Source organism: Mucilaginibacter pocheonensis, from assembly GCF_031456535.1.
Classification (GTDB): domain Bacteria; phylum Bacteroidota; class Bacteroidia; order Sphingobacteriales; family Sphingobacteriaceae; genus Mucilaginibacter; species Mucilaginibacter pocheonensis.
Window position 1 is genome coordinate 652361 of the sequence record NZ_JAVDUU010000001.1, and the last position, 13322, is coordinate 665682.

The 13322-nt window shown below is 40.5% G+C and carries 6 protein-coding genes; 5 read left to right on the forward strand and 1 reads right to left on the reverse strand.

Annotated elements, in window-relative coordinates; all coding sequences use genetic code 11:
- The first annotated feature begins 77 nt into the window (after positions 1-77).
- A complete protein-coding gene (locus tag J2W55_RS02800) occupies positions 78-314 on the forward strand; it encodes a hypothetical protein (protein ID WP_310091676.1) in 237 nt (78 codons plus the stop codon).
- Positions 315-338: 24 nt separating this feature from the next.
- On the opposite strand, the gene J2W55_RS02805 is transcribed toward J2W55_RS02800, so the two are convergent.
- Positions 339-1100: an NUDIX hydrolase gene (locus J2W55_RS02805; RefSeq protein ID WP_310091678.1), complete on the reverse strand. Its 762-nt coding sequence runs from the start codon at positions 1098-1100 to the stop codon at positions 339-341.
- Positions 1101-1298: 198 nt separating this feature from the next.
- Between J2W55_RS02805 and bglX the strand changes: the two genes are divergently transcribed.
- The 4 genes from bglX to J2W55_RS02825 all read left to right on the forward strand — a co-directional run bounded on the left by bglX (position 1299) and on the right by J2W55_RS02825 (position 13314).
- Positions 1299-3614 (forward strand): beta-glucosidase BglX, encoded by a 2316-nt coding sequence (gene bglX, locus J2W55_RS02810; RefSeq protein ID WP_310091681.1) that lies wholly within the window; start codon positions 1299-1301, stop codon positions 3612-3614.
- An 874-nt stretch (positions 3615-4488) separates the two neighbouring features.
- Complete coding sequence (locus J2W55_RS02815; RefSeq protein ID WP_310091684.1) at positions 4489-7767, forward strand: SusC/RagA family TonB-linked outer membrane protein; 3279 nt, start codon at positions 4489-4491, stop codon at positions 7765-7767.
- 24 nt (positions 7768-7791) lie between these two features.
- Complete coding sequence (locus J2W55_RS02820) at positions 7792-9609, forward strand: RagB/SusD family nutrient uptake outer membrane protein (RefSeq protein ID WP_310091687.1); 1818 nt, start codon at positions 7792-7794, stop codon at positions 9607-9609.
- An 84-nt stretch (positions 9610-9693) separates the two neighbouring features.
- Positions 9694-13314 carry a VCBS repeat-containing protein gene (locus J2W55_RS02825; protein ID WP_310091689.1) on the forward strand — a complete coding sequence of 1207 codons (3621 nt, stop codon included), beginning with the start codon at positions 9694-9696 and terminating at the stop codon, positions 13312-13314.
- Positions 13315-13322: the final 8 nt, after the last annotated feature.

Consider the following 13322-nt stretch of genomic DNA (forward strand, 5'->3'; position numbering starts at 1 on the left):
TAAGTGAGTTTAACATATAAAGTTAAACCGCCTGCCCTAAAAACCTTGCACGATTATTTACTAACGAAATTAAACCAATGACTGCAGAAAGAATGATCATGATAACAGGCAAACAATACCTGGAATTAAAACAGCGCCTGGAAAGTGATAGTGGCCTGATTTATAACATAGGTACTGATAAACACCCTGAGCCTGTTAAGATAATTAATATGTATATGGATACCGATGCTGATTTTACGCGTAACCCCAGGCAGTTTGCTAAAATGAACGAGGACCTGCATATACAGGTAAAACTGGAATATGTAGTTGAGTAAGATCTTAAGAATAAGATTGCTCAACTACCAACCGCCTCTAAAGCCTTCGGTTAAGGCATTCTGGTAATTTTCCAGATCAAAGGAATATAAGTAAGGGGCTTTATGAGCGCCGCCTTTGCGTGGTTGTTCTGCCCGGTTCAATATGCCAAAACCCAATATACGGCGTTGAAAGTTACGCCGGTCGAGTTTTTTACCTAATATGGCTTCGTACAGCTTTTGCAGCTCAGGCATAGTAAACTCCCGCGGCATCAGGTTATAACCAATTGGCTGATGGTTTAACTGCAACCTGAGGGCATCCAACGCGGTTTTAAATATCTGTTCATGATCAAGCAGTAGTTCGGGCATATCATCCAGATCGCGCCAGGTGCACGTTTCAGAGAACTGATCAGGTTGTGGAACAACCCCGAAAAAATCAACCAGCGCATAATAGCCTATTGATAAAAAACGGTTTGAAAACCAGTTTTCATGATCGGGCAACGTATCTTTATACAAATCGCTGTGAAATTTGGCACGGTCGGGATCGCCAAAAACATAAAATTGCTGTAAAAATATTTTATCAAGCCCGGTACGTTCTTTTAATATGCGGTTGGCCGCTTGTTCAATGGGTTCGCGTTTCATTACAAAACCACCCGGGAGTAACCATTTTTTTTCGTCGTGAGGTTGTAACAGCAACACCTTCATCTGGCCCTCATGAAACCCAAAAACCACACAATCAATAGAAATATGATCGAGATAGTTTTTGCGGGCCTCATCACTAAATTCAATAAGTTGTTTTTTTGTTAACATTTGTGCTATTGTACAAAAATACTTTGATTATTTAATTATAATAATTACAATTGTGTACTTTATACACAAAGATTTGTTGTTTATTTTAGCCAATTACAAGCAGTGAATTTTCATAAAATAAGTGGGTAACGTACAGTTGCTTAGCTTTTATTATGTCCATAGTTGTTTATCCATTTCCAATATATCTAAATTAAAAAAATGAAAAAGTATTTTTCGCGCCGGATTATTAACAAGGTTATCCCGCTGTGTTTTGTTGCGTTGCTGCCTTTTAATAAGATAGCGGCCCAAACCAAAACTGAGGATACCAAAATGAACGCTTTTGTTAATGGCCTGATGAGTAAGATGACCATTGACGAAAAAATAGGACAGCTTAACCTGGTAACTATAGGCGCGGCAACAACAGGGTCGGTGGTAAATAAGGGGGTTGAAGATAAAATTAAAAAAGGCGCTATAGGCGGCGTGTTTGGTATTTGGGGGGCCGATCATGTAAAAGAGGTACAGGACCTGGCTGTAAAAAGTACAAGACTGCATATACCGCTTATTTTTGGGCTTGATGTAATACACGGGCACCGTACCATTTTCCCTATTCCGTTGGGATTATCCGCCTCCTGGGATATGGGGCTGATCAGGCGTTCAGCACAAATTGCGGCAAAAGAGGCAACTGCCGAGGGGCTTAACTGGGTATACTCGCCAATGGTTGATATTGCGCGTGATGCCCGCTGGGGACGCATATCAGAAGGATCGGGCGAGGATCCCTGGTATGGCGGTCAGGTGGCCAGGGCAATGATTGAGGGCTACCAGGGCAGCAGCATGAAAAACGCCGATGCGGTAATGGCCTGCGTAAAGCACTTTGCCTTATATGGTGGTGCCGAAGCCGGCAGGGAATACAATACCGTTGATATGAGCCGCATTAAAATGTACCAGGATTATCTGCCGCCTTATAAAGCTGCTGTTGACGCCGGTGCAGGCAGTTTCATGAGCTCCTTTAATACTATTGATGGAGTACCAGCTACGGGCAATCAATGGTTACTAACCGACGTATTGCGTAAACAATGGGGCTTTAAAGGCTTCGTGGTGTCTGATTATACTGCAGTTAACGAAATGGAGGCTCATGGACTTGGCGATCTGCAAACGGTATCGGCACTGGCCTTAAAAGCCGGACTGGATATGGATATGGTGGGCGAAGGCTTTTTAACCACGCTAAAAAAATCCCTTGCAGAAGGCAAGGTAACCAAACAGGAAATTGATCAGGCTTGTCGTCGCGTACTGGAGGCTAAATACAAGCTGGGCCTTTTTGCGAATCCTTATAAATCAATAGATGCAACGCGTGAATCAAAGGATGTGCTAACGCCGGAAAATCGCAGCGAAGCAAGAAATATCAGTAAACATTCTTTTGTGCTGTTGAAAAATAGCGCGCAAACATTGCCGCTTAAAAAAACCGGTTCTATAGCGTTGGTTGGGCCGCTGGCCAACAATCAGCGCGATATGCTTGGCACATGGGTGGTAGCCGGTGAATGGGAAAAATCAATCAGTGTAATGCAGGGTATTAAAAACGTGGCCGGCAGTGGTGTTACAATTAACTATGCCAAAGGCGCCAACATTACCGAAGATAGCTCGTTTATAAACAGACTAAACTTTTTTGGCCAGCAAATGGTAACTGTTGATCCCAAACCTGCTGACGAGTTATTGAAAGAAGCGGTTGATGCCGCAAAAAAATCAGATGTGATCGTAGCTGTGGTGGGCGAATCGCAAAGCATGTCTGGCGAGTCATCAAGCCGGTCGGATATTGACATTCCTGAAAGTCAGAAAAATATGTTGAAAGAGCTGGCCAAATTGGGTAAACCGCTGGTTATTGTGCTGTTCAATGGCAGGCCGTTGACATTAACCTGGGAAGATGAGCACGCGAATGCTATATTAGACGTTTGGGCACCCGGTACTGAAGCAGGTAACGCCATAGCCGACGTTCTGTTTGGCGATTATAATCCTGCCGGGAAAATTACCGCTACCTTTCCGCGCAGCGTAGGGCAAATACCAATTTATTATAACCATAAAAACACCGGCAGGCCATATGATGGTAAAGGGCCGTCAAAATTTAAATCAAATTATCTTGATATTTCAAATGATCCGCTTTATCCGTTTGGCTATGGGTTGAGTTATACCACTTTTAGTTACAGCGATGTTAAGCTTAACAAGACAAAGCTAAAAGGTAATGAAACCCTCACTGCTACGGTTACCGTATCAAACACGGGTAAATACGCAGGCGAAGAGGTGGTACAGCTGTACATCAGCGATCCGGTAGCCAGCATTAGCCGGTCGGTTAAGGAACTAAAAAGCTTTAAAAAAATAAGCCTGCAGCCCGGCGAACAAAAGGAGGTATCGTTTAACATTACCCCGGATCAATTGAAGTTTTATAACAGCCAGCTTAAATATGATTGGGAGCCCGGGAAATTCATTATACAGATAGGAACAAACTCAAATGACACACACAGCGCTTCGGTGGAGTGGGGTAAATAAATGGTCCAAAAAGTTATTAAAGTCAAAAAAAAGAGCGCCGGTATTAAATACCGGCGCTCTTTTTTTACCAGCCTTTGTTCAAGAAGTGAATAATTTCTGCGGCGATAATAATTGTATGGTTAACGCTTATTATTTAAAAGTATTATTTATAAATGTTTGTATTACAGTTATTAATGATAAAAATAATAAATGTTATGATGACATTACTGACTAATTGTAATGATATTTTAACACTAAAAATGAATCATCCGGCAAGAAAAATTAGCGCTTATCTTGGTTTAAAAAAAATGTTTTCCAATCGATATCGCCAATTATTATTGTTTGTGGTCGAATTTTCAGGATACATTATCTGTAGTATCAATATTTTTACATTGCTATATTTTTATAAAAAAAGGCCTTTTGTTAACAATTTATTAATAAAAATTGAACAATTTATAATGTTTGCCTGCTATAATGATTTACTAATAATTAATTTGCAAATCTGTACTTTTCCTTGTGTAAACAATACACTCTGTTTACATTAGTTCCAAAGCCATTATAAATTTCTGGAACGTCAGAAACTATACATAATCTAATATTATTATAACATTTAAGGATTTAATGTTTCTTTTTCGAAAGCACGTTAAAATCCGGCGAGACGAAGAATAAGTTTAAAATTTGTTACAGGAAGATCATATGATTAAACTTTTACATTCATTCATTTTCAAGTCTTCAAATTACAAAGGTCTGTGTGATAAAAGCAACAGTTCCGGCTTCTTTGCGCTCTGCAACCAACTCATTCCGAAATACTTTATAGTCCGTTTACAAACTTAAAATATCAATTATCGACTTACAATCTTAAATCAAATATATTAATCAACTAAATCTCAATCTCATGTTTAAAAGTTTACTCCTAAAAGGAAGGTTTCTGGGCGTGCTATTATGCTGCCTGATCTCTTCGTTGGTAGTTACAGCCCAAACAAAGTACAAGGGTAAAGTTATCGGAAGCGATGACAAGTTACCCGTTGTTGGTGCGTCGGTACGCATCAAAGGTACAACCACCGGTGCTATAACAGATGTTAACGGCGATTTTACATTAAGCCTTAGCCCGGGTAATACATTGGTAGTTTCCTATATTGGTTACCAAACGACCGAGGTAACCGTAGGCAATGACGTAAACCTCAGGATCACCCTGCGCGCGGGCAACAATTCACTGAACGAAGTGGTTGTTACCGGTTACGGTTCTCAACGTAAAAAGGACATTACCGGTTCAGTAGCTATTGTTAACGTTACCACCATGAAAACTGTTCCGGCTGGTAACACTTCATCATTGCTGCAAGGGCAAGCATCAGGTGTTACAGTTACTAACTCCGGTCAGCCAGGTGCTGCAACTTCAGTTAATATCCGTGGTGTGGGTTCCATTTTCAGTACACAACCGCTTGTTATTATTGATGGTACTCCCGGTAAACTGGATGATATCAACGTAAACGACATTGAATCTGTTCAGGTGTTAAAGGACGCCGGTTCAGCATCTATTTACGGTGTGCGTGGTTCAAATGGTGTAGTTGTGGTTACAACTAAAAAAGGTAAATCAGGTAAGGCAACTATTACCTATGATGGTTTTTATGGTACTACCCGGCCATTAAAGGATGGTTTTAAACTGGCTGACACTAAAACATACATGCAAGCCGAATTTGAATCATACAAAAATGATGGTAAAATAGGCGGAGGTATTAACGGTAACCCTCATAAGCAATTTGACCCTCAAGGAACCGGAACATGGACAATTCCTGATTTCATTTCTCCTGCAGGTGCACATGTTGGTGACCCGGGTACGACACTTGCTGACTATACTTTAAATCCACTTACTGGAGTGGGTAATCAAGTAACCATGGCTAATAAACAAGGTACAGATTGGTTTCATGAGATATTTAAACCCGCTCCCACAACTATACATAATATTACGGCCAGTGGAGGTAACGATAAGTCAACCTACCTGATGTCTGTCGGATATCTTAATCAACAAGGTACTTTGATTAGCACATATGAGAAACGCTATTCAACAAGGATCAATACCAACTTTAATTTGGGTGACCACGTACGTGTTGGTGAGAATGCATATTTATTTAACAAGAACAACCCACAGTTGACTAACCAGAATGAAGGTAACCTGGTTTCATATATTTACCGTGAGCCTCCAATAATTCCGATTTATGATATTAAAGGTAATTATGCAGGTTCAAGATCAACCAGCTTAAGTAATTCTTCAAATCCTTATGCAATAGCACAGCGTAGCCTGGCCAATACAAAGCTAAGAGGTAATAACCAGAACTGGCAAATTCAGGGTAATGTTTTCGGAGAAGTTGACTTTCTGAAACATTTTACTGCACGCACTCAATTTGGTGGTACTGTCGATAATTATTACAACCGTTATTTCAATCCCACGCCTTATGAAAACGCGGAAGGAAATACCGGTGCCAATTCTTATCAGGAAATTTCAGGATATAGAAGTAATTACACCTGGACCAATACTGTAAACTATAATCAACAATTTGGGAAACATAGCATCAAAGTATTATTAGGTGAGGAGTCAATTAACAACTACGGACGGCAGGTACAAGCTGGCAGAGGGAATTATAATATAACAGACCCCACTTATATACAATTGAATACCGGTTCTCCTTCTGGTCAAACAAATACCAATAATTTTCTTGACTATAACGTATTCTTCTCAAATACTATCCAATCTTATTTTGCACGTTTAGATTACGCTTTTGATGATAAATACTTATTTAGCAGTACTATTCGTCGTGATGGTTCTTCTTACTTTGCTCCAGGTCGTCGTTATGGAACATTTCCGTCAGTAACCTTAGGTTGGAGATTATCGAAAGAGGACTTTTTGAAGGGTGTTAGTTGGATCAATGACTTGAAATTGCGTGGTGGTTACGGTTCATTAGGTTCTTTGAGCGGTGTAGCAACTCAGCCGTACAATGCTTATGATTTATATACAGCGGGACCGGGAACTCAATATTATGACATTAATGGTAGTGGTGCATCTGCTGGTTTGGGATATTCCCTTACTCAAAAAGGTAATAAAGAAACTACCTGGGAAACTGATAAAGAATTAAATATTGGTATTGATGGAACAATATTTAATAATGCAATAGACTTTTCGTTTGAATATTATAAAAAAACAACATCAGGATTATTGTTTAAATCGCAATTGCCAACTCCAGCAGGTATTCCAAATCCGCCTTATGTAAATGCAGGTAATCTACAGAATAAGGGTTTTGATGCGAGTGTAAATTATAATGGTCGCATTAATCAGTTTAAATTTACAGTTGGCCTTAATTTTAGTCACTACTCAAATTTAGTTAAGTCATTAAACAAGGGGCAGCCATATTTAGATGTTAATAGCGGTGGTTCAACCCGTTTACAAAACTTTGTAAGGTTACAACCTGGTCAACCTGTAGGTGAATTTTATGGCTATCAAACATTAGGATTATACCAAAGCCAGGCTGATGTTGACGGTTCTCCAGGCTATAGTGGTGCCATGCCAGGCTTGCTCAAATTAAAGGACGTTAACGGTGACGGTAAAATTACCGCCGATGATCGTACCTTTATTGGTAACCCTAACCCTAAATTTACAGGCGGCCTAAATTTGGGCGGTTCTTATAAAGGCTTTGATTTTAGTGCATTCCTGTATGGTGTTTATGGAAACAAAGTTGCCAACTATGTAAAATATTGGACTAACTTCCCTGCTGTATTTGATGGTAACGTAAGTGCAAATATCATAACAGATTCATGGCACCCTGGAGCTGATAACAGTCATGCAACCATTCCAATTTTAACCAGAAAAGCCAACATTGGTAATACAGGTGCCTTTAACTCTTACTACATTGAAAACGGGTCATTCTTGAGGCTGAAATCTTTGCAAATAGGTTATACACTACCTGCTTCTACATTAAGCAAAATTGGTTTGTCAAAGGTTAGGATATTTGTAGTAGGAAATAACTTGTTTACAATTACCAAATACACAGGTTTAGATCCCGAGTTGCAAAATTCAACATTGAATAATGATTCAGATGGCGATAATACCAGCTTTGGTATCGACTTCGGTAACTATCCTGCCAACGAAAAGAGATATAACATAGGTTTACAGGCAACATTTTAATTTTAGTGTTTTAACAAAAAAATTATGAAAAAAGTACATTTAAAAGTCATAGTACCGCTTGTTTTAGTGGCGCTGTGCTTAGCATATAGTTGTAAAAAGAACCTTTTGGATCAAACCCCTCCAGGTCAATTAACACCATCACAGGTTTCAAATGCGGCCGGTGTAAATGGCATTCTCATCGGAGCTTATTCACTGCTTGATGGAGTGGGTGGTATTGGTGGAGGCTCAAACGCATCAGGCTCTAACTGGATGTTTGGTAGTATAGCAGCGGGTGACGCTTATAAAGGTTCACAACCATCAGATGGTGGGCAGGATGCATTGCCAGTAGGTAATTTCACTGCAAATACATCTAATAGTTATGTAAGAGATAGGTACACTTTGTTATTTGATGGTGTCGCCCGTGCAAACGACGTATTGCGTACAATCCCTTTAGCCAAAGATCTGGTTGCTGCTGATGCTAAAATAATAACAGCGGAAGCAAAATTTCTACGTGGCTTTTACTATCTTGAACTAAGGAAAATGTATGGTCAGGTGCCTTATGCAGATGAAACAACAACTGATTATAACCTACCAAATACTGCAGAAATTTTCCCTAAGATTGAGGCGGATTTTAAAGCTGCTATGGCAGATTTGCCAGCTACGCAACCTCAAGCTGGTCGTGCAAACAGCTGGGCAGCCATGGCATACTTAGCTAAGACCTACATGTTTGAGCATAAATATAATGATGCCTTGGATCTGTTTCACCAGTTAATTTCAAGTGGTGTTACAGCACGTGGGCAAAAATATGCTCTTACGCCTATATTTCAGCAAAACTTTAGTCCCGAAGCATCACAGAAAAACAGCGCCGAGTCTGTATTTGCAGCTCAAAATTCGGTAAATGACGGTTCTAATGGTCAAAATGGTAATGCTGGTGACGATCTGAATTTTCCTTATGGTGGTCCAGGCGGTTGCTGTGGTTGGTTTAACCCATCACAATCAATAGGTAACTCATTTAAAACTGATGATAATGGCTTACCCTTATTTGATAGTTTTGATGTAGTTGGTAAAGATGTAAGCAATGGCGCCACTCCATGGACAGGCAATGTAGACCCTCGGTTGGATATTACAGTTGGCCGTCCTAATGTTCCTTATCTTGACTGGGGCAACCCTGCACCGGGTTGGATTCGTGATCCTACAAATGGTGTTTTCAGTCCGCGTAAAAACGTTTATTCACAATCAGAGAAAGGATCTAATTCGGATAATACCCCAGGCGTATGGAACAATGTTCAGTTAACCTCAAATAACATTAACCTAATGCGTTATGCCGATATTCTGTTGATGGCTGCTGAAGCTGAAATTGAAGCCACAGTAGGAGGAAGTCCTGCAGCTGCATTAGCTGATGTTAACCTGGTTAGGGCACGGGCGGCTAATCCGGCTGGTTGGGTTTACAAAAACTCCACTTATGCACCTGGCTCCTCAACCTATGCTGTGAACGGGACACCAGCTGATAAATATAAGGTTAGTCCTTATCCTGCTGGCGCATTTGCTGATAAAACTTATGCTCGCAAGGCAATCCGTTTTGAAAGAAAACTGGAATTGGCTATGGAAGGTATGCGTTTCTTTGACCTGCAACGTTGGGACGGCGCTTCAACTGGATTACCTAATGGTTCGGCAACAGGTGATGGTAGCATGGCAGCTGAGATCAATGCGTTCTTCGCTTACGATGTAAGGATCAATTCTCAGTTAAGTGGTGCTAAATTTACCAAAGGCGTAAATGAATATTACTTTATACCTCAATCGCAAATTGATTTGTCAAAATCATTAGCTGGTAAAGCTATTTTAGTACAAAATAAAGGCTACTAATTTAAACCTGTTATAATTTATAAAAATGTAATTTTAGGTGGAGATATTTATCTCCACCTTTTTTATAGCCCACAGTTCAAATTCATGAAGTTTAAAATAGCTTGTTTTTGTTTGTTTGCCGTTGCTTTAGCTGCCTGCAAAAAGCCTGTCCTTTTTGAAAGAATACCTTCTTCGCACTCAGGGATCACTTTTAGCAATACCATAGTTGAAAACGAGAAGATAAACCCGCTTACCATGCTCAATATTTACAATGGCGGCGGTGTAGGCATTGGTGATTTTAATAATGACGGATTACAGGATATTTATTTTATTGGCAACGCCGTGTCAAACAGGTTATACCTGAACAAGGGCGATATGAAATTTGAAGACGTAACAACCCAGGCGGGCGTGGGTGGCAAAGGGGGATGGGGGCGCGGAGTGGCCATTGTGGATATCAACAATGATGGCTTACCCGATATTTATGTATGCTATACTTTACTGGAAGATTCTGTTAAAAGAACCAACTTACTTTATGTTAACCAGGGAAAAGGCAGTGATGGGATACCCCGTTTTAAAGAAATGGGCAAGGAGTATGGCCTGGATATTAATGTGCACTCCACTATGGCTTCGTTTTTTGATTATGACAATGACGGCGATTTGGATATGTACCTGACAGTTAATGAGGCTATCTCAACTGATAATCAAAGTACTTTCCGGCCAATAATAACTGATGGCAGCCATCGTAGTACGGGCAGGCTCTATCGCAATACCTGGGATCCTGTACTAAAGCATCCTGTGTTTACTAATGTATCAAAACAAGCCGGCATCACTATTGAAGGATATGGCCATGCCACCAGTATCGTTGATATTAACAAAGACGGCTGGAAGGATATATACGTTACCAATGATTTTTTACCGAACAATATTTTATACATAAACAATCATGACGGCACTTTTACCGACAGGGCACAAGAGTACTTTAAGCATACCGCTTTTAGCTCAATGGGTCAGGATATTGAAGACGTGAATAACGATGGCCTGGCCGATGTATTTGAAGTTGACATGAACCCGGAGGATAATTACCGGAAAAAGATGTTCATGCCCCCTAATAACTACCAGATATTTCAAAACTTTGATCGTTATAAGTATCAGTATCAATATACCCGCAATACTTTACAAATTAACCAGGGACCGCGTTTGGGGCAGAACGATTCTATTGGTGCACCTACTTTTAGCGAAACGGCTTTTTTAAGCGGTGTTGGACAAACGGACTGGAGCTGGGGGCCTATGCTTACCGATTTTGATAACGACGGATTTCGTGACCTGGTGATAACCAACGGTTATCCGCGTGATGTAACCGACCATGATTTCATCACTTTTAGGCAACAGGCTTATTCCGTAGCATCAACCAAACAGGTGCTTGATCAAATTCCTATTGTTAAAATACCCAATTACGCGTTTAAAAATACCAACGGACTGCAGTTTGAGGATGTGACCAAAAGCTGGGGGCTTAACCTCCCTACGTTTTCAAATGGCGCCGCTTATGCTGATCTTGACAATGATGGCGCCATGGATATGATCATCAACAATATTGATGATGAAGCGCTCATCTATAAAAACACCATAAGGGAAAAGGATAAGAACAATAATAATTATTTGCATGTACAATTTCACGGCAATAACCAGAATATTGACGGAATTGGCGCTTGGGTCAACATCTATTATGATCATGGCAAGCAGCAGGTATACGAAAATATACCGTACCGGGGCTATTTGTCAACCATACAAAATATAGCTCACTTCGGGCTGGGTAAAGTTAACCGGCTTGATTCGGTTGTTATCAGGTGGGATAATAATAAAAAGCAAACCTTGCGCAATGTAAAGGCTAATCAAACGCTGAAGGTAAATATTGCGGATGCTAAGGAAAATTATAATTTTTCCCAGCCGGCAATTAATAAATCTTCATTGTTCAGGGAAATCACCAGGTCGGCAGGTATAACTTACAAACATCAGGATAAGGACTATGTCGATTTTAACATTCAAAAGCTCATACCTCATAAACTATCAGAGTATACTCCGGCCGTAGCCGTAGGCGATGTAGACGGTAACGGTTTTGATGATATGGTAATTGGCGGCACCACACAAAATCCTGCACAGGTATTATTACAACAGGCTGATGGCAAGTTTATACAACGTAACCTGTTGCCACAAGTATATGAAGCACCATTAACCGTTAACACACCCTCGGCCCATAATGATTATATGGCATCAAAAGTGCGGGTTAAAGATGAAGGTATATTGTTATTTGATGCCGATGGCGATGGTCATCCAGATCTGTATATTGCCAGCGGTGGGTTTGAAAGTGAGCCAGGATCGTCAAATTATCAGGATAGAATATACCTAAACGATGGCAAAGGTAATTTTAAACTTCAGCCGGATGCCCTGCCAAAAAATTTCACCAGTAAACTGTGTGTCAAAGCAGCAGATTTTAACCGTGATGGTAAGCTTGATCTTTTTGTTTCGGGGCGTGTTGATCCATGGAATTACCCTAAACCTGTTTCAAGTTTTGTTTTACGTAACGACAGTAAAAACGGGGCGATCAAATTTACAGACGTATCGCCAACGGCAGCAAAAGGATTAAAAGATATTGGCCTGGTATGCGATGCAAGCTTTACCGATTTTAATAATGACGGATGGCCTGATCTGATACTCACCGGCGAATGGATGCCCATCACTTTTTTTGAAAATGATAAAGGTATTTTTAAGAACGTAACCAACAATACGGGCGTTGAAAATAAACTGGGCTGGTGGAATACCATTGCAGCAGGCGATTTTGACCATGACGGCGATACTGATTACATAGTTGGGAATACTGGGCTCAATACTTTTTACAAGGCCACGGAGCAATATCCTATATACATTACTGCTAAAGATTTCGATAATAACGGAAGTTATGACGCTTTTCCGTCTGTTTTTCTCAAAGATCAGGGTGGCGTAATGCGCGAATTTCCGGTAAACGGGCGCGATGATATTATAAAACAAATGATAAGTATGCGTGTCAGGTACCAGAACTATAGATCATTGGCTACAGCCACAATGGACTCGCTGATAACGCCCGAAATGCGTAAGGGAGCGCTACGATTAAAGGCTAATTACCTGCAGTCATGTTACCTGCGTAATGATGGTAAAGGCAGGTTCACTATCACGCCGCTGCCTCTTGAAGCACAGTTGTCTGAATTGTGTGGTATTACTGTTGATGATTTTGATGGTGACGGTAACCTGGATGTAGCCCTGAACGGAAATGATTATGGCACCGAAGTTACAACGGGCCGCTACGACGCGTTTAACGGATTGGTGCTTAAAGGCGATGGCAAAGGGGATTTTAAACCTTTGAGCCTGCTACAGGGCGGACTTTATATCCCCGGCGATGGCAAGGCTTTGGTTAAGTTAAAAGGAGCCAGGGGCAATTACTTGCTGGCTGCTACTCAAAACCGCGGGGCAATGAAATTATTTGAATTAAAAAGACCGGTAAAAACTATTAACCTGCAGCCTTTGGATGTATTTGCTACTATAAAATATAAAAATGGGAAAACAAGCAAGCTGGAATTTTATAATGGCAGTTCTTTCTTGTCACAGTCGGGCAGATTTTTTAATATTGAAAACAGTATGGCATCAGTTACCGTAACTGACAGCTATGGACATCAAAGAAATATACAGCTTAATTAACTATACAA